Below are 16,262 nucleotides of genomic sequence, written 5' to 3'. Positions count from 1 at the left end.
CTCCCCCGAAGCGGCCCCGGCCCGTGAGCGCGTCACCCCGCGTCGCGACGCGCTCACGGGCGTTCCAAAAAACGGTGGGCTCGACCTGAAACGATCTGGCGGTGTCGAACGATCGACAGGTTGGCGACGGCTAAGCTGCCGATGCTGGGCGACACCCCAACGTCGCCGACGTTGGCCCTCGTAGCTCAGCTGGATAGAGCAAGAGCCTTCTAATCTCTAGGTCGCAGGTTCAAGTCCTGCCGGGGGCACTACCAGGGGAAACCCTGGTGAGGTCAGCGTGTACGTCGCTTGCACGGCAAGAGATTGTTGCCGACGATCCGGCCATGTCGAGCACTTACGGCATGGCCGGATCGGAACTTCTCGGCGAGCTGTCGTCGGACTGGATCCGGTCCCTCGGGTCCGAGCGGATCTCACAGTGCCCGAACAAACCCTGTTCGAGACATCTTCGTTACCTCGGGGAACGGCTGGTTTCGAGGCCGGCCGCGAACCATGGAACCGATCCGGCTTGTGTGACATCCTACCCTCAAGTGCCACATCGACCCGGTCGGCGAACGTCCGGGGCACAAGGGGGGTGGATCGATGACATCAGGCGGAGCGGGGTTTTTCGTACTGCCGGATGCGGTGGATGGGCTCGCCGGCCTCGTACGCAAGCAGGGGGATGGGGCAGGCGACTTCCAGCAGGCGTTCCGCAACAGCGTCGTGCCCAGCGACGACGGCGAAGGGTTGCTCGCGCTGATCTGGCCGAAACTGGACGGCTGGCAGCACAACACGGGAAATCATCTCGGTATCGCGTTCAACTGGGGTGTTTCCGGCGGTGACGCACTCCACTGCGCGGCCGTCTGGTATCGCAACACCGACCGCGCCAAGGTGGCGGAACTGGACCGGCAACTCCGGGAGATCGAGGTCGAACGCGTCGGCAAGGACGAGGTCCGGGATCCGGCCTCCGCGGGAGCGTTCCGGGAGGTGGCACCAGTGGACTATCCGGGCCCGGACCTGAAGAAGATCACCAATCCGGCCTGGTGGCCGGTCGAGCTCCAGGACACGGTCGAGGAGATCTTCGATTTCGGCGGCGTCTTGGGCGACGTGGCCGGGTTCATCAAAGACCTCACCGGGGTGGACGTCTTCCACCTGGCCGCCCGCGCCGTGATCGGCGACTGGGGAGCGTTGCAAGAACAGGCGGTCCTCTTTCACGACGCCGAATCCGGGTTCGCCGATATCGCCGCCAACCTCAACCAGGGCCGTTACGGCATCCAGGACCAGTGGACCGGCCGGGCGGCCGACGCCGCGAAGGATTGGCTCGACAAGTACCACGCGGCATGCTTGGACCTGTCCGAATACTGCGGTGCGGCAGGGGACGCCATCGTGGGCCTGGCCAGAGCGGCGTACCACCTGATGCAGGAGCTCAAGCACGGCCTGGGCGCCCTGGTCGACATCGTGCTGCTGCTCTACACCAGAGGGGCCGCGACGGCCGCGAAGTCCGGCAAGAAGACCGTCGAGTTCATTCTCGAAATCATCGACATCATCGCCGAGGGCAAAAACCTGTGGAAGGTCCTCATCAAAGGCGACGCCAAGCAGCTTGTCGCCCTCGCCACGGCCGCGATAGACCAGGCCGGCGCCATTCGCGCCACCGTCAGCGCCATCATGGCGCTGGCGCACCACTTCGAACTCGGCCGGGCCATCGGCGAGGCGACGAGCGCCACCGCGCGCCACGTCGAGCTCCCCAACTGGCCCTTCACCTACGACCATCCACACGCGGAGTGCGGACAGGAGGTCCGGGTATGACCTTCATCAATCCCGCGGACAGCCCCCACTGGTCGACCGCCCGGCACAACATGCTGAGGCTGCTGGCCGCGTCCGGAACGGGTGCCGGCGCCGATTTCGCCAAGGACGTCCTGGCAGGCACGCGGCAACCCCGCGAACTCCTGTCACACCGGCCCGTCGCCGACGAACTCGCCGAGCAGGGTCCCGCCCTCCGGCGGCTGCTCGACAAGATCCCACCGGCCGAGCTCCGGGAATTGCACGCGCACGCCCAGGAGGCGGTGCGTCGCGAGGTCGACGAGCTGGCGAGTATGGACATCGAAGCCGCCGAGGCGGAGCTGCGGGCCGCGTCCGAGCCGCCGCGGGAATCCCGGCCCTCCCGGCCCGTCGAACGGCGCGACGAGGACGACGACTGGTTCGACCGGGGAGTCATGGAGGAGCTCTGACGCAGGACCGCCGAGAACCCGGCACGTCTTCCCGCGAAGTGGTCGATCCGCCTCGCCGGGCGCTATAGGTTGTGCGCATGTACGCGTCGACGCAGCACGATCCGCGCACACCCGCCGGGCCTCCCTGGTGGCTGGTCATCGGCCCCGGGTTCGCCGCGCTCATCGGCCTGTTCCTGCTCACCGTGATCTACCGCTTCGACCCGCGGGGCCGGTCGGCCTTGCAGGTCGAACTGGCCATGTCCAGCCAGTCGCTGCTGCTGATCGGCGTCGTCGCCTACCTTGTCGCGGCCGCGATCGCCTTCCCGCCCGGTCTGCTGCTCGGGGGACGTCTCCCGACGGCGGTGTCCGTGGCCGCGATCTGTTCGATGCTCCTCGGCGTGTTGATGGTCGCTTTCGTTTCGGGCAGCGGAATGCTCCTGGTCGGGCGGGTGCTCACCGGACTCGGCGCGGGCGCGGTCATCGGGGTGACCGCCGCACTGATCCGACGGCTCCCCGCCCGGCGGGGCGCCGCGACGGCGACGGCGGCGGGCCTCGGTGTCCTTGCCTTGCTGATCGCGCCGTTCCTCGGCGGGCTGCTCTCGGACGCTCTCAGCTTCCGCCTGGTGTACCTGGTGGCCACGCTGTTCGTGTTCGTCGCGCTCGTCGTCGCCGGCGTTCTCGGCATCGTCGCGCAGGCGAAAGCGAAACCGCCGGTCCAGCCGATGGCTTACCCACCGCAGGGCCCAGCACGATCCTGACTTCAGGCGCCGAGACTCCGGAGCACCGCGAGCACCTCGTCGGTCACGTCGAGACCGGCTTCGACTTCGCTCACCTTCACCGCCAACCGCCGGTGCGTCGCCCGGCCGCGGGCGCTGAGGTGGACGAGCACCCGGCGCCGGTCGGCGGCGTCGACCTCGCGGTAGGCCTGCGCGGTGGTCACCAGTTTGTCGACCACCCTCGTCAGGGTCGGGCCGGTGGTCAGTGTCCGGTCGGCGAGGTCGGCCATGGCCAGACCGCCCTTACCGCTCAGCGCGTCCAGTACCAGCCATTGGTCCAGGGTGAGACCTTCTTTGGCGAGCACGTGCTCCACCCTGGTCGCGACGGCGCGCGCGGCGCGGGTGAGCGAGCCGGTGAGCGACAGTCCTGTGGTCGCGACGCCGCGTGGCCCCATATCCCGTCCCCTTGCCAAAACCGGACACCCTCGCAATACTTCCAGGTGAAAGCAATTTGACCTTACCGGGCCACCGCACGGAGCGCCATGCCCCTACGCCTCGCCACGCGGACCCGCGACGACACCTGGCGCGTGGCCATGGTGGTCCCGTTGCGGGGGCCCGCCGGGCTGTTCGGCCCGTCCTGCGAGGCGATCACCGACCTGGCCGTCCACGAGCTCAACGAATCCGGCGGCATCCTCGGCAGGCGGGTCGAGACCGAGGTGGTCGACGGCGGCGGCAGTCCGGGGCAGGTGGCCGACGACCTGCGACGGCTCGTCGACAGCGGCCGGATCGACGCGGTGAGCGGCTGGCACATCTCGTCGATCCGGCACGCGCTCGCGCCGGTCGTGGCCGACAGGGTGCCGTACGTGTACACCTCGCTCTACGAAGGCGGCGAGCGCCGGTCGGGCATCTTCTGCACCGGCGAAACGCCGCGCTGCCAGATCGAACCGGCACTGCGCTGGCTGCGCGATCATCTCGGCGCCCGGCGCTGGTTCGTCGTCGGTGACGACTACGTCTGGCCGCGGCGATCGACGCGGGCGATCCGGCAGTACGCCAAGGATCTCGACCTTCGCATCACGGGAGAGGCGTTTGTCGGGCTCGGCACGGGTGATATGTCCACAGTGGTCCGTTCGGTGGAACAGTCCACAAGCGACGGTGTACTGATGTTGCTGGTCGGGCAGGACGCGGTGCGGTTCAACCGGGCCTTCGCCGCGCGCGGGCTCAGCGACCGCCTGATCCGCTTCAGCCCGCTGATGGAGGAGAACATGCTCCTCGCGAGCGGCGCGAACGCCACCGGCGACCTCTACGTCTCCGCCGCCTACTTCCGCTCCATGGTCACCGCCGACGCGATGGACCTGCTCGGCCGCTACATCGACCGCAACGGCCCCGGTGCCCCCGCCCTCAACAACGCCGCCGAATCCTGTTACGAGGGACTGCACACACTGGCGGAACTCGTCCGCCGGGCGGGTACGTCCGACCTGCCCGCGCTCAACGCGGCGATCGACGGCGTCGCCTACCACGGGCCGCGCGGCACGGTCGAATTCCGTGGGCGGCAGGCCGACCAGCACGTCCACCTCGCGGTCGCCGACGGCTACGACTTCGAAGTCCTCACCCGGCTCTGAAATCCGGCCCTTGACTCACCCCGGCACACCACATACTTTCAGATGAAAGTATTCCAGGTGACATCGGTTACGCCCTCGATGTTCCGGAAGCCGTTCGGAGACAAGGAGTCTTCATGCGACACGGTGACATTTCCGCCAGCCCTGACACGGTCGGCGTCGCGGTGGTCAACTACAAGATGCCGCGGCTGCACACCAAGGCCGAGGTCCTCGCCAACGCCCGCGAGATCGCCGAAATGGTGGTGGGCATGAAGTCCGGGCTTCCCGGCATGGACCTGGTGGTGTTCCCCGAGTACTCGACGCAGGGCATCATGTACGACCCGAAGGAGATGTACGAGACCGCCGCGACGATCCCCGGCGAGGAGACCGAAATCTTCGCCGCCGCGTGCCGGGAAGCCCAAACCTGGGGCGTCTTCTCCATCACCGGCGAGCGGCACGAGGACCACCCGGACAAGCCGCCGTACAACACTCTCGTGCTCATCAACGACCGAGGCGAGATCGTCCAGAAATACCGCAAGATCCTGCCGTGGTGCCCCATCGAGGGCTGGTATCCCGGTGACGAGACCTACGTCAGCGACGGCCCCAAGGGGTTGAAGATTTCGCTGATCATCTGCGACGACGGCAACTATCCGGAGATCTGGCGGGACTGCGCGATGAAGGGTGCCGAACTGATCGTGCGCTGCCAGGGTTACATGTATCCGGCCAAGGAGCAGCAGGTACTCATGGCCAAGGCGATGGCGTGGGCCAACAACTGTTACGTGGCCGTGGCGAACGCCGCCGGCTTCGACGGCGTGTACTCGTACTTCGGCCATTCCGCGATCATCGGCTTCGACGGCCGCACACTCGGCGAGACCGGCGAGGAGGAATACGGGATCCAGTACGCGCAATTGTCCGTCTCGGCGATCCGGGACGCGCGCACCTACGACCAGTCTCAGAACCACATCTTCAAGCTCCTGCACCGCGGCTACACCGGCGTCCAGGACGCGGACGAAGGCGACAAGGGCGTGGCGGACTGCCCGTTCGACTTCTACAAGCTCTGGGTCACCGACGCCAAGAAGACGCAGGAGAAGGTCGAGTCGATCACTCGCGACACGATCACTCCTCGTCACCCAGGATGAGGACGGTGAGCCGGATGCCTCGCGAGGTGTGCAGGAAACTCAGTGCCAGCGGGACGAGCACGAGCGCGGCATAGGTCCACAAAGGCCAGTGGTACAGATGGTTCAGATGCCACGTTTCCTTGAGGGCGATGAAGAAGGCGCCCGCGGTCACGATGAACCAGCCGCGGGCCTTGTTGGCGAAGGTGGCCATGGTGCGCCGCTGCCCGGCCGTGAGCGACTTCATGACCTCGCGGTGCACCTTGCGCCGCCGTCGCCGTTCCTTGACGACGGCGACCGGCGGCAGCAACCACCACCAGCGCGAAATACGCGGACCGAAGTCGGGACGCGGCGCCTCGACCGCGCGCAGGTCGCCGAACCGCTCGCTCTCCTCACGGAGCTCGAGCGCGCCCTGGTACATCGGCCCGGCGACGAGCAGCCAGCCGCCGAGGAAGGCGGACCAGGCGATGAGGTACTCGATGTGGATCACCCTCTCCGCGGATCACCGGTGTCCCTGATCTTCGCGGCCAGCGTATCCGTCCCCGGGTTCGCCGACCCGGCGTCCTTCGCCGAACCGCGCCGACGCCCGGACGCGGTGATGATCGCCGCGAGGAGGGCCATCACCAGCGGCACCACCAACGCCGCGCGGAAGCCGCCGAGTGCGGCCTCCCGCGACCCGTCACCGAGGGCGGCGACGTTGACGGCGGTCACCGCGGAGAGTCCGAGCGCCGCACCGAACTGGAAGGCCGTGTACAGCAGGCCGCCCGCCAGTCCCTGCTCGTCTTCGGCGATCCCCTCGGTGGCGACGATGGTGAGTGGTCCGTAGGCGAGCGCGAACCCGAGCCCCAGGATGATCATCGACGGGAACATCGCCGCGTACGTCCAATCCAGGCCCAGCGGCAGGAAGAGCGCGTACGCCACGGTGGCGAGCACGAGGCCGCCGAAGATCACCCTCGTGTTGCCGAACTTCGCCACCAGGCGCGGCGTCAACGTCGGCGCGAGGACGGCGTCGACCCCGACGGCCAGTAGCGCCAAGCTCGTCTCGAGCGTCGACCAGCCTCGAAGTTCCTGCAGGTACAGGGTGACAAGGAACTGGAACCCGAAGAACGAACCCGCGAACAGCAAAGCACTGGCGTTGGCCCGCACCAGCGGTCCCGATTTCAGGATCCCCAGCCGCACCAGTGGTGCGGGCGAGCGGCGTTCGATGGCCACGAAGGCCACCAGCGCGGCCACTCCCCCGGCGAAGGACGCCACGGTCCAGCCCCAGCCCTGTCCGGGGTGCTCCAGCCGGACCACCGCGTACGCGATCAGCAACATCGCCGCGGTGACGGTGACCGCTCCGGCGAAGTCCGCGCGCCGCACAATGCGTTCCCGCGCGACGGGTTCCTTGATGAGCCAGAGCGCGGCGAGCAGGAGGACGGCGGACAGGAGCACCGGTGTGAAGAACACCCAGCGCCAGTCGATCCTGGTCAGCAGCCCGCCGATGACCAGGCCGAGGGTGAAGCCGCCCGCGGCCGTGCCGGCGTAGAACAGCAAGGCCTTGTCGCGCTTCGGGCCCTCCTCGAAGCTCGTGGTGATGATCGACAGGCCTGCCGGGGTCATGAAGGCCGCGGCGACGCCGGTGACGAAGCGGGCGAGCAGCAACGTCCAGCCTTCGGTGGCGAACCCGCCGAGTCCGGAGAAGACGAGGAACACCACCAGCCAGGTGAGGAACATGCGGCGGCGGCCGTACAGGTCGGCCGCGCGCCCGCCCAGCAGCATGAAACCGCCGTAGCCGAGTACGTAGGCGCTCACCACGCCGCTCAGCGTGGCGGTCGACAGGCCGAGTTCGGCGCGGATGGACGGCAACGCCACGTTCAGCATGGCGACGTCGATGCCCTCCAGGAAGATCGCGCCGCAGAGCACCAGAAGCACCCCCCAGGCCCGCCCGCTCATCTTCTCGGGGGCGCGCGGCGGCGTTGTGGTCGTGGTCAAGATCGGTTCTCCCTCAGTGCACGAGGTCCGACGGTTACCCAGCAGCCGGTCAGTTCCCTCTTGTAACCAAGGGGATCTTCCGTCACCATCGACGACCATGGAAGAAGGCACTTTGAACTCACCCAGTCGTTGTGAACTCACCGAGGCCGACTACGAGGCCTTCCAGTGGGACACGCGCGAGGACTGCGAGGTCCGGCAGATCCTGGACCGGGTGGCGGACAAATGGTCACTCCTGGTCATCGCCCTGCTCGACCGGAACACCCTCCGGTTCACCGAGCTGAAGTACAAGATCGACGGCATCAGCCAGCGCATGCTCACCACCACGCTGCGTCACCTCGAACGTGACGGGCTGGTGCACCGGACCGTCTACCCGGTCGTCCCGCCCCGCGTGGACTACGCGCTGACACCGCTGGGCATGACCCTGCTGCAGACCATCCAGTCACTGGTCACCTGGACCGAGGACCACCAGAGCGAGATCGCCGCCGCTCGCGCCCGGTACGACCAGCGAGTCACCGTCTAGGGAGCCGTATGGCGAAACTGTCGGGCGGGGATCCGTCACTGCTGCGGCGGCTCAACGCCATAGCGGTCCTGCGGGCGCTGTACGCGGCCGAAGAACTCACCCTCGCCGAACTGGTCAAGGCGAGCGAGGTCTCCCGGCCGACGGTCGAGGAGATCGCCGCCGACCTCGGTGAACAGGGGCTGGTCGAGGAGGTCCCCCTCGCCCCCGACGCGCCGAGACCGGTGGGCAGGCCGGCCAAGCGGTACCGCTTCCGTCCGGAGGCCGGGCACGTCGCCGGACTCGAGATCGGCCCGCACAAGGCGTTGTGCCTGGTCGCCGATCTGCGTGGCGACATCGTCGGCCGGACGAGGGCCGATCTCACGCCGGAGATGGCCGCGGCCGAACGCCTCGAGGTGGCGCACCGGGTACTCGGTGCCGCCCTCGATGGCCGCTCGACGGTGCGCGTGCTCGGCGTCGGCACCACCGGGGTGGTGGCCGGCGGCAAGGTCGTCCGCGGCGAACGCCTGCCCGGCTGGACCGGCCTCGACCTGCCCGCGGAATTCGGCGGCGCCTGCCCGGTGCTGGCCGCCAACGACACCAAGCTCGCGACACTGGCCGAACACTGGCGCGGAGCCGCGCACGGCGTCGACGACGTCGTCTACGTGCGGGTCGGCCGGACCGTGTCCCTCGGCCTGCTGCTCGGCGGGAAACTGCACATGGGGCACAACGGTGTGGCGGGCGAGATCGGCGCCGGATGGCGAACCGGCTGGTACGCGTCCCCGGGCAGGTTCGTCGAGCTGATCGCCGCCACCGTGCTCACCGTCGACCCGCAGCTGGTGGTGATCGGCGGGACGGACGACCTGCTGGCGGCGCCGCTGCGGGCCGAACTGGCCAGGCTGTGCCTGTTCCCGGTGCGCGTCGAGACGTCGGCGCTCGGCGACGACTCGGTGGCCCTCGGCGCGGTGCGGCTGGCGCTCAGCCGCGTGGAGCACGAACTGTTCAGCGTCGCGGACGTCGCCTGAGCAGGCTGATCACCACGATCAGCACGGCGACCGCGCCACTGGTGAACAGCTGGGTACGCGCGTCGGCGTCGGTCCACATGAGGATCAGGACGCCGGCCATCGCGAGCAGCGCGATCCAGCTGAGCCATGGGAAGCCCCACATCCGCACCGGCAGGTCCGCGGCCGTGCCGTCGCGTTCCGCCGCCTTCCGCAGCCGCAGCTGGGAGACGGCGACGAAGATCCACACCAGCAGGATGTTCGCGCCGATGGCGTTCAGCAGGAACGGCAGTACGCGGTCCGGGGCGAGGAAGTTCAGCAGGACGGCCACGAAACCGAAGGTGACCGACGCCAGCACCGCCGTCCGCGGCACCCCGGCGCCGGAGAGCCGCAGCATCGCGCGCGGCGCCTCACCCCGCGAGGCCAACGAGAAGACCATCCGCGAAGCGCCGTAAAGGTTCGCGTTCAGCGCCGAGAGCAGTGAGGTCAGCACGACGAAGCTCATCAGGAGCGCCGCCGACGGGACCCCGACCTGCTCCAGCACCGTCACGAACGGGCTCGTGTTGGCCGAAGCGGACTCCCACGGCAGCAACAGCACCATCAGCGCGACCGAGCCGACGTAGAACAGCAGCAGCCGGACGATCACCGTCCGCGTGGTGCGGCGGATCGAATCCGCCGGGTCGTCGGATTCCGCCGCGGCGATGGTGACCAGTTCCATGCCACCGAAGGAGAACGCGACCGCGAGCAGCCCGGTCAGCACTCCCTGCAGGCCGTTGGGCAGGAATCCGCCGTGCCCGGTGAGATTGCTCAGGCCGACCGGCGACGTCCCCGGCAGGATCCCGAACACCGCCAGCGTGCCGAGCACGAGGAAGGCCACCACCGCGGTCACCTTGATCGCGCCGAACCAGAACTCGAACTCCCCGAACGAGCGCACGGCGAACAGGTTCACCACGGTGAGCACGGCCATGAACGCCAGCACCCAGGTCCACTGTGGAATCACTGGAAGAAGCCCGTTCGCGATGCCTGCCGCCGCGGTGGCCTCGGCGGCCACCACGACCACCAGCAGCGACCAGTACAGCCAGCCGACGGTGAACCCCGCCCAGCGCCCGAGCGCCTTCTCCGCGTACACCGAGAACGAACCGCTGCTCGGCTCGGCGGCCGCCATCTCGCCCAGCATGCGCATGACGAGCACCATCAGCAGTCCGGCGACCACATAGGACAGCAGGATGCCGGGGCCCGCGGTCTTGATCCCCGCGCCGGTGCCGACGAACAGGCCGGCGCCGATCGCCCCGCTGACGGCCAGCATGGTGACGTGCCGCCGCCGGAAGCCGGTGCCGAGTGACCGGGTTTCCGGTGCGGTCACGGATTCGGCGGGACCTGGTGCGGGCATGGCGGATCCATTCGTCTGCGGTGGTACGCGGCGCTCAACCGCGGGACAACTCTTCCAGCCGCTCGTGGAGCCGGTCGACGTGGTCCTCGCTTTCGGGCTTCATCAGCACGCTACGCAGGATCCTCGCGGCGTCGGCGTCCGCCTCGGCTCCGGTGTGACGCAGGCCGAACTGCCGGTCGCTCACGCGCAGGGTGCTGAGGTACACCGGATCCTTCGCCGCCGCCATGCCGTTGCGCAGGATCCGCGCGCTCTCCGCGTCGATCTTCGACAGGGAAAGCGGTTCCGTACGCGGGAAGTACGCGACGATGTCGAGTTCCGGCGGCTGGTACAGGTCGAACCGCTCGGAGTCCTCCAGCAGTTTCGCCCACCGCAACGCCGCGCGGCGGCCGGCGGCGAGCACCCGGCCCAGCCCGTCGGGAGTGGGCGGCAGCACCCGGAAGGTGAGCCACAACGCGGCGGCGGCCGCACCCGCCCGGGAGCATTCCAAGCTGATCTCGCCGAGGTGCAGGTCTTCGGAGGTGAAGTAGGTGTACGGCGAATCGTGCAGGTAGAACCGCCCCGCCTGGGGATCCTTGAACAGCACCGCGCCGCAGCCGTAGGGCTGGAGACCGTGCTTGTGCGGATCGATGACGATCGAGTCGGCCTCGGCGATGGCGAGCCACGGGGCCTCCGGCAGCCCTTCCGGACCGTCCAAACCGGACAGAAGACGGAAGAACCCACCGTAGGCGGCGTCGACGTGCACGCGGACGCCGTACCGCTCGCGCAGCGCCAGCGCCTCGTGGACCGGTTCCACCGCGCCGAGCGCCGTCGTGCCCGCGGTGAGCACCACGGTGCCGATCTTCCCGGTGTGCAGCAGGTCTTCGAGCGCGTCGAGATCCATCGCGCCGCGGGCGTCGACAGGGACCGTATGGCCCTCGACGCCGAGCACCCCGCACATCCGTCCGTGCGTGTAGTGCGCCTCGGCGCTGTAGGCGATCCCCTTGCCCGGATGCGATTCCCTGGCCACGAACAGCGCTTCGAGGTTCGCCACCGTGCCGCTGGTGGTCAGATGCCCCAGATGCTCCGTATAGCCGAACATCGTGGCCAGCTGACGGACTACCTCGCGTTCCATCTCGGCCGTCGCCGGGCCGCCGTCGAGCGCGTGGTTGTTGGGGTTGACCAGCATCGCGGTCAGGTAGCCGACCACCGCGGCCGGATGCGGCGGTTTGAGCATCTGGCCCGCGTAGGACGGGTGGAAGAACGGGTAGTTGTCCTTCAGCCGCTCGGTGAGCTCCTCGAACGCGGTCTCGAACCGCCCGTCGGGGATCTCCAGCGAGGGATGTGGCCGCACGGGAGTGAACATCTCCGCCCACGCCTCGTTCGACGTCAACGCCTGACCCAGCCAGTACCGGAAATCCATCGGGGCGCCCTTCGATCGTTCGGCTCCAAAAAACGTAGGAGTCGCGACAGGGCTCCCGCAACCGCCTTCGGTAGGGCTCAGCTCGGCCGGGGCACCGCGGCCCGGCGCCGCTCCTCGCCCTTCTCCTCCAGTTGCTTGACGATCTCCCGCAGCGAACCGGCCAGCTCGGTGCATTCCGCGGGACTGAGCCGCTCGGTGACGAACGCTTCCTCCTGGTTGAACTCCGGGAAGAGCTCCCGCATGAGCCGCTCCCCCTCCGGCGTGAGCGCGAGCAGCACCAACCGGCCGTCCTCCGGGTGTTTACGACGGGTGACCAGGCCATGTGCCTCCAGGGTCTTCATCACCCCGGTCAGCGTCCCCTTCGTGATCCCGGATTCCGCGGCGACGTGCCGGGTCTCCTTCTCGCCGAAGATCCACACGACCCAGAGCACCACGAACGCGGTCCAGGTGAGGCCGGCCGTCCGCAGGACCGAGTTCTCGAAGTGCAGCCGGACCGCCGTGGCGGCGCGGTGGAGGTTGGCCACCGCCTCCATCCGCTCCCACAGCAGGGGGATGCCGCCCAGCTTGGCCCGCACGGCGTTCTCGGTCTCGGCCAGCGTGTGATACCCGGTCAACAGCCACATCCTCACCGGCCCCGGAGGTACCCGTACGGTGGCGCGCACCCCCGCGCGCCCGTTCCGCCGATCGTATGCGGAACAGGGCGGAGTCCACAGTGGTCTTTTCCGGGCGAATCGCTCCTCAGGCCGCCGGTGCCAAGGGCTCCACCAGATCTCGCGCCGTTTCGGACAACTTCGCGGGTACCCGGCCACCCGGGGTCCCGTCGCGGGCGGGCCGGATCAGCCCGGCGTGGGCGAGCCGGTGGGCGGTGAGCTGGTCACTGCAGGGCAAGCCGTCGACGTAGAGATCCGGTTCCTGACTGACGGTGATTTCGGCTCTGCCCTGTGCCACCGCTCGCAGCATGGCCAGTGCGCGGTATGACAAGCCTTCGGGGTCTTTGCTGTTCTCGGTCATTCGGGGTCACTCCTCTGACCCTGCGAGTTTCCCGTTCGCCGGGACTTAAACATCACCGAACGGGAACGGCGGCGCGGTGCTCGGCGATGTCGCCGAACAGGTCGCCCATCTCCTCCACACGCTCGATCACCTGCTCGGCGGTGAACAGCAGATCGGCGGCCTTCCGGCAGGCCTCGACCTCCTCCCAGGTCACCGGGGTCGACGCGGTCGGGATGGCGCGGCCGCGCAGGGAGTAGGGCGCGATGGTGGTCTTGGCGGTGTTGTTCTGGCTCCAGTCGATGAACACGCGGCCGGGCCGGATCGCCTTGGCCATCCGGGCGACCACGGTTTCCGGAGACCGGCGCGCGAGCTCTTCCGCGACGGCCTTGGCGTATTCGGAGGTGCGTTCGTCGGACCGGGTGCGCACCGGGCAGTACAACTGCATCCCCTTGTTGCCGCTGGTCTTCGCGTACACGGTCAGGCCGTCTTCGGTGAGCAGTTCGCTGAGCGTCTCGGCGACCCGGCAGCAGTCGACGACGTCCGCCGGCGGTCCGGGGTCGAGATCGAACACCAGCAGATCGGGTGATTTCCGCGCCCCGCGTGGTCCGACCGTCCACTGTGGAACGTGCAGCTCCAGTGCGGCGAGATTGGCCGCCCACATCAGCGTCGGGAGGTCCCCGACCACCGGATAGTCGAGGGTCTCTTCCCCGCCCCGTCGGCCGCGGTTGGTCAGCCGCGCGGTGCGCACCCACTCGGGCGCGTGCCGGGAAACGTTCTTCTCGTAGAACGGTTCGCCGTCGACGCCGTCCGGGAAGCGGCGGAACGTGGCGGCGCGGTCGCGCAGATGCGGAAGCATGACGGGGGCGACGCGGCGGTAGTAGTCGAGGACCTCGCGCTTGGTGAAACCGTGCGCCGGGTAAAGCACCTTGTCCAGATTGGACAGCGTCAGCCGCCGTCCCTCGACCTCGACCGTTATCCGCTCAGGCACCCTTCGACGATAGATCACCGGCGGGGTTTCCGGGGTACCGTGAGGCATGAGTACCGTTCCGGACGCGATCGCCCCGATGCTGGCGACCGACGGCGACCTGCCCACCGGCGGGTGGGGGTACGAATACAAATGGGACGGCTACCGCTGCTGCCTGCGCGTCGCCCGCGACGGCGAGACGCGCCTGACCAGCCGTCGCGGCCTCGACATCACCGCGACGTATCCCGACGTGACCGGCGAAGCCCTCGACGGTCACGAAACCGTCCTCGACGGCGAGATCGTCGTCCTCGACGACCAGGGGCGGCCGAGTTTCCCGCTGCTGCAGACCCGGCACCTGCGCACCCCGGACGCGTCGCTGCTGGACCGCAGCCCGGTGCACTTCTTCGCCTTCGACGTCCTGCTTCTCGACGGCACCGTCCTGCTCGACGAGCCCTACGCCGCCCGTCGTGAACTCTTGACGTCGCTGGGAGGCGGCGGCCGCGTCGTCATCCCACCGGGTTACACCGACGACGACATCGCACCCGATCAGCTCCTCGATGTCGTCCGCCAGCATGGCCTGGAAGGATTGATCGCGAAGAAGCTCGACAGCCGATACCACCCCGGCAAGCGGTCGCGGCAATGGATCAAACGGGCGCTGTGGCTCACCCAAGAGGTGGTGATCGGCGGCTGGCGCCCCGGGGAAGGGCGCCGCTCGGGCACGCTCGGCGCCCTGTTGCTCGGCGCGCACGACGAATCCGGCGAGCTGCGATACATCGGCGACGTCGGAACCGGGTTCAGCGAAAAGGTCCTCGAAGACCTGCATGCCCGGCTCGCTCCGCTGGGACGGAAGAAGCCGCCGTTCGCCACCGAGGTCCCGCGCGACCGGGCCAGGGGCGTGCGATGGGTGTCTCCGGAACTCGTCGGCGAGGTCATGCACCGGAACTGGACGCCGGACGGGCGGTTGCGGCATACGACCTGGCGCGGGTTGCGGCCGGACAAGACGCCTGAGGACGTTGAGCTGCCTTCATCGCGATAACCCTGTCGGAGCGAGCTGATCTCGCTGCTCGGGCGCGGGCGTCGACGCTGGATGAGAGAGGCCGGTCGATTGCCGGTCGTTTGCCGGTCGTCCTCGGCGAATATCGGCTGTCCTTTGTGGACGATTAGAGCATTCTCTTCACAGCCACTTGTTCCCCATCGAATGAAACCACTTGCTTGGGCTCAAATGGTCAGTGCACCGGCTGGGATAATGACCGTTCTGGGTAGCGAAGGGGGTGTTTCGTTTCGCGTGATGTTCCGTTGAGGTCGGTGGAGCGTGAGTTGATCGCGTTCGGGTTGAGGCAGGGGAAGTCGTTTCGGGAGGTTGGGGCCTGGATTGGGCGGGATCATTCGGTGGTGTCGCGCGAGGTCGATCGGAACGGCGGAAGGAACGCAAGGTGCTGAAGTCACCGTTTTCTGACTCGCGTGGTGAACGCGGGGTTGCGGACGAAGTGGTCGCCGATGCAGATCGCGTGCAGGTTGCGGCTCGAGCATCCGATGGATCATTCTCGCTGGGTGTCACATGAAGCGATTTACCAGGCGTTGTTCGTGCAGGCGAAGGGGACGCTGCGGGCGGAGGTGGCCGAGGGCTTACGGCAGGGCAGGATCAAGCGACGGGCCCGGTCACGAGGGGCGGAGCCGCGGGGCAGGATCAAGGACATGGTCCTGATCAGCGAGCGGCCGGCCGATGCTGAGGATCGCGCCGTGCCGGGCTTCTGGGAAGGCGATCTGATTGTCGGCGCGAACAATCAGTCGCAGATCGCTACGTTGGTCGAGCGGAGCACCCGATTTGTCATGCTGGTGCGCATCCCTCACGATCGCACGGCCGAGAACGTGGCCCCACGACTGGCCGCCAAGATGAACACCTTGCCTGACGTTTTCAAAAACAGTGTCACCTGGGATCAGGGTGGCGAGATGGGCGGCCATAAGCAGTTCACCATGGCCACGGGCATGCCAGTGTATTTTTGCGATCCTCGTTCACCCTGACAGCGAGGCAGCAATGAGAACACCAATGGATTGCTGCGCCAATACCTCCCCAAAGGAACCGACTTGTCCGGGTATTCACAGGACGAACTCGATTTCATCGCAGACGAGCTCAACGACCGGCCGCGGCAAACACTGGGATGGCTTAAACTGGATCGAAGCGTTCAGTAAAGTGTTGCTAGACTAGAGGTGGTGCACTCACCAGTTGAAACCACCTTGTAGTCTGAATATGTGATAGCACACCTGTTCGAGTGCGGGTATTGTTGGGGGCGTGGCCAGCGAAAACAGTCCCCAGGTGGCGCACTCCGAGTGGTGGCGTGCCGACACTGCGACGCTGCACGCCCGCAAACAGGAAATCGAAGTGTTGAAACGTCAGTTGGAGGCGGAGCAGTACGCGATCCTCGCGGAAATCAATTCCCG

The 16,262-nt window shown here is 67.8% G+C and carries 18 protein-coding genes and 1 tRNA gene; 11 read left to right on the top strand and 8 right to left on the bottom strand.

Going from position 1 to position 16,262, the window contains the following annotated elements; genetic code table 11:
* The first annotated feature begins 174 nt into the window (after positions 1-174).
* The 4 genes from ACZ5ZX_RS36510 (at position 175) to ACZ5ZX_RS36495 (ending at position 2,941) form a co-directional block, all read left to right on the top strand.
* Positions 175-248, top strand: a tRNA-Arg gene (locus tag ACZ5ZX_RS36510).
* Between the two features lie 331 nt (positions 249-579).
* Entirely contained in the window at positions 580-1,782 is a 1,203-nt protein-coding gene (locus ACZ5ZX_RS36505; RefSeq protein ID WP_465506549.1) for a hypothetical protein, read from the top strand.
* Positions 1,779-2,204, top strand: a complete 426-nt coding sequence (locus tag ACZ5ZX_RS36500) for a hypothetical protein (RefSeq protein ID WP_465506548.1) — start codon at positions 1,779-1,781, stop codon at positions 2,202-2,204. Before ACZ5ZX_RS36505 ends, ACZ5ZX_RS36500 begins: the two co-directional genes overlap by 4 nt.
* A gap of 77 nt (positions 2,205-2,281) precedes the next feature.
* Positions 2,282-2,941 (top strand): MFS transporter, encoded by a 660-nt coding sequence (locus ACZ5ZX_RS36495; RefSeq protein ID WP_465506547.1) that lies wholly within the window; start codon positions 2,282-2,284, stop codon positions 2,939-2,941.
* A 2-nt stretch (positions 2,942-2,943) separates the two neighbouring features.
* On the opposite strand, the gene ACZ5ZX_RS36490 is transcribed toward ACZ5ZX_RS36495, so the two are convergent.
* A complete protein-coding gene (locus ACZ5ZX_RS36490) occupies positions 2,944-3,354 on the bottom strand; it encodes a MarR family transcriptional regulator (RefSeq protein ID WP_465506546.1) in 411 nt (136 codons plus the stop codon).
* 87 nt (positions 3,355-3,441) lie between these two features.
* On the opposite strand from ACZ5ZX_RS36490, the gene ACZ5ZX_RS36485 reads away from it, so the two are divergent.
* Together ACZ5ZX_RS36485 and ACZ5ZX_RS36480 are read left to right on the top strand one after the other, a co-directional pair.
* Positions 3,442-4,518, top strand: a complete 1,077-nt coding sequence (locus ACZ5ZX_RS36485; RefSeq protein ID WP_465506545.1) for a substrate-binding domain-containing protein — start codon at positions 3,442-3,444, stop codon at positions 4,516-4,518.
* Positions 4,519-4,631: 113 nt separating this feature from the next.
* On the top strand, positions 4,632-5,633 hold the full coding sequence (locus tag ACZ5ZX_RS36480) for an aliphatic amidase (protein ID WP_465506544.1): 1,002 nt from the start codon (positions 4,632-4,634) through the stop codon (positions 5,631-5,633).
* Here ACZ5ZX_RS36480 and ACZ5ZX_RS36475 read toward each other — a convergent pair.
* A complete protein-coding gene (locus ACZ5ZX_RS36475) occupies positions 5,611-6,099 on the bottom strand; it encodes a hypothetical protein (RefSeq protein ID WP_465506543.1) in 489 nt (162 codons plus the stop codon). The genes ACZ5ZX_RS36480 and ACZ5ZX_RS36475 overlap by 23 nt on opposite strands.
* On the bottom strand, positions 6,096-7,583 hold the full coding sequence (locus ACZ5ZX_RS36470; protein ID WP_465506542.1) for an MFS transporter: 1,488 nt from the start codon (positions 7,581-7,583) through the stop codon (positions 6,096-6,098). The genes ACZ5ZX_RS36475 and ACZ5ZX_RS36470 overlap by 4 nt, the downstream gene beginning before the upstream one ends.
* Positions 7,584-7,680: 97 nt before the next feature.
* Between ACZ5ZX_RS36470 and ACZ5ZX_RS36465 the strand changes: the two genes are divergently transcribed.
* Together ACZ5ZX_RS36465 and ACZ5ZX_RS36460 are read left to right on the top strand one after the other, a co-directional pair.
* Entirely contained in the window at positions 7,681-8,103 is a 423-nt protein-coding gene (locus tag ACZ5ZX_RS36465) for a winged helix-turn-helix transcriptional regulator (protein ID WP_177242387.1), read from the top strand.
* 8 nt (positions 8,104-8,111) lie between these two features.
* On the top strand, positions 8,112-9,104 hold the full coding sequence (locus ACZ5ZX_RS36460; protein ID WP_465506541.1) for an ROK family transcriptional regulator: 993 nt from the start codon (positions 8,112-8,114) through the stop codon (positions 9,102-9,104).
* Here the strand turns inward: ACZ5ZX_RS36460 and ACZ5ZX_RS36455 are convergent.
* The 5 genes from ACZ5ZX_RS36455 to ligD (ACZ5ZX_RS36435) form a co-directional block, all read right to left on the bottom strand.
* Positions 9,082-10,470, bottom strand: a complete 1,389-nt coding sequence (locus ACZ5ZX_RS36455; protein WP_465506540.1) for an amino acid permease — start codon at positions 10,468-10,470, stop codon at positions 9,082-9,084. The genes ACZ5ZX_RS36460 and ACZ5ZX_RS36455 overlap by 23 nt on opposite strands.
* A gap of 34 nt (positions 10,471-10,504) precedes the next feature.
* The gene (locus ACZ5ZX_RS36450; RefSeq protein WP_465506539.1) at positions 10,505-11,869 is read right to left on the bottom strand and encodes a pyridoxal phosphate-dependent decarboxylase family protein; all 1,365 of its coding nucleotides are present in this window, start codon (positions 11,867-11,869) and stop codon (positions 10,505-10,507) included.
* A gap of 77 nt (positions 11,870-11,946) precedes the next feature.
* Positions 11,947-12,492 (bottom strand): MarR family winged helix-turn-helix transcriptional regulator, encoded by a 546-nt coding sequence (locus tag ACZ5ZX_RS36445; RefSeq protein WP_465506650.1) that lies wholly within the window; start codon positions 12,490-12,492, stop codon positions 11,947-11,949.
* A gap of 115 nt (positions 12,493-12,607) precedes the next feature.
* Positions 12,608-12,880, bottom strand: a complete 273-nt coding sequence (locus ACZ5ZX_RS36440) for a hypothetical protein (protein ID WP_465506538.1) — start codon at positions 12,878-12,880, stop codon at positions 12,608-12,610.
* 52 nt (positions 12,881-12,932) lie between these two features.
* Positions 12,933-13,847, bottom strand: coding sequence for a non-homologous end-joining DNA ligase (gene ligD / locus ACZ5ZX_RS36435; RefSeq protein WP_465506537.1), 915 nt, complete (start codon positions 13,845-13,847; stop codon positions 12,933-12,935).
* A gap of 46 nt (positions 13,848-13,893) precedes the next feature.
* On the opposite strand from ligD (ACZ5ZX_RS36435), the gene ligD (ACZ5ZX_RS36430) reads away from it, so the two are divergent.
* The 3 genes from ligD (ACZ5ZX_RS36430) to ACZ5ZX_RS36420 all read left to right on the top strand — a co-directional run bounded on the left by ligD (ACZ5ZX_RS36430) (position 13,894) and on the right by ACZ5ZX_RS36420 (position 15,845).
* The gene (ligD, locus tag ACZ5ZX_RS36430; protein WP_465506536.1) at positions 13,894-14,859 is read left to right on the top strand and encodes a non-homologous end-joining DNA ligase; all 966 of its coding nucleotides are present in this window, start codon (positions 13,894-13,896) and stop codon (positions 14,857-14,859) included.
* Between the two features lie 269 nt (positions 14,860-15,128).
* Entirely contained in the window at positions 15,129-15,263 is a 135-nt protein-coding gene (locus tag ACZ5ZX_RS36425) for a helix-turn-helix domain-containing protein (protein ID WP_465506535.1), read from the top strand.
* 21 nt (positions 15,264-15,284) lie between these two features.
* Positions 15,285-15,845 carry an IS30 family transposase gene (locus ACZ5ZX_RS36420; RefSeq protein WP_465506534.1) on the top strand — a complete coding sequence of 187 codons (561 nt, stop codon included), beginning with the start codon at positions 15,285-15,287 and terminating at the stop codon, positions 15,843-15,845.
* Positions 15,846-16,262 lie beyond the last annotated feature (417 nt).

It is taken from the genome of Amycolatopsis sp. NPDC033938 (assembly GCF_055575975.1).
Note: the sequence above shows the minus strand (reverse complement) of the source record. Positions and strands in the feature narration are given on the sequence as shown.

Bases quoted from the DNA above. Each gene is read 5' to 3' on its own strand.
- ACZ5ZX_RS36495 (WP_465506547.1), top strand. From the start codon at position 2,282: ATGTACGCGTCGACGCAGCACGATCCGCGCACACCCGCCGGGCCTCCC.
- ACZ5ZX_RS36485 (WP_465506545.1), top strand. From the start codon at position 3,442: ATGCCCCTACGCCTCGCCACGCGGACCCGCGACGACACCTGGCGCGTG.
- ACZ5ZX_RS36490 (WP_465506546.1), bottom strand. From the start codon at position 3,354: ATGGGGCCACGCGGCGTCGCGACCACAGGACTGTCGCTCACCGGCTCG.
- ACZ5ZX_RS36505 (WP_465506549.1), top strand. From the start codon at position 580: ATGACATCAGGCGGAGCGGGGTTTTTCGTACTGCCGGATGCGGTGGAT.
- ACZ5ZX_RS36460 (WP_465506541.1), top strand. From the start codon at position 8,112: ATGGCGAAACTGTCGGGCGGGGATCCGTCACTGCTGCGGCGGCTCAAC.
- ACZ5ZX_RS36450 (WP_465506539.1), bottom strand. From the start codon at position 11,869: ATGGATTTCCGGTACTGGCTGGGTCAGGCGTTGACGTCGAACGAGGCG.
- ACZ5ZX_RS36445 (WP_465506650.1), bottom strand. From the start codon at position 12,492: ATGTGGCTGTTGACCGGGTATCACACGCTGGCCGAGACCGAGAACGCC.
- ACZ5ZX_RS36440 (WP_465506538.1), bottom strand. From the start codon at position 12,880: ATGACCGAGAACAGCAAAGACCCCGAAGGCTTGTCATACCGCGCACTG.
- ACZ5ZX_RS36500 (WP_465506548.1), top strand. From the start codon at position 1,779: ATGACCTTCATCAATCCCGCGGACAGCCCCCACTGGTCGACCGCCCGG.
- ligD (WP_465506536.1), top strand. From the start codon at position 13,894: ATGAGTACCGTTCCGGACGCGATCGCCCCGATGCTGGCGACCGACGGC.
- ACZ5ZX_RS36480 (WP_465506544.1), top strand. From the start codon at position 4,632: ATGCGACACGGTGACATTTCCGCCAGCCCTGACACGGTCGGCGTCGCG.
- ACZ5ZX_RS36465 (WP_177242387.1), top strand. From the start codon at position 7,681: ATGGAAGAAGGCACTTTGAACTCACCCAGTCGTTGTGAACTCACCGAG.
- ACZ5ZX_RS36455 (WP_465506540.1), bottom strand. From the start codon at position 10,470: ATGCCCGCACCAGGTCCCGCCGAATCCGTGACCGCACCGGAAACCCGG.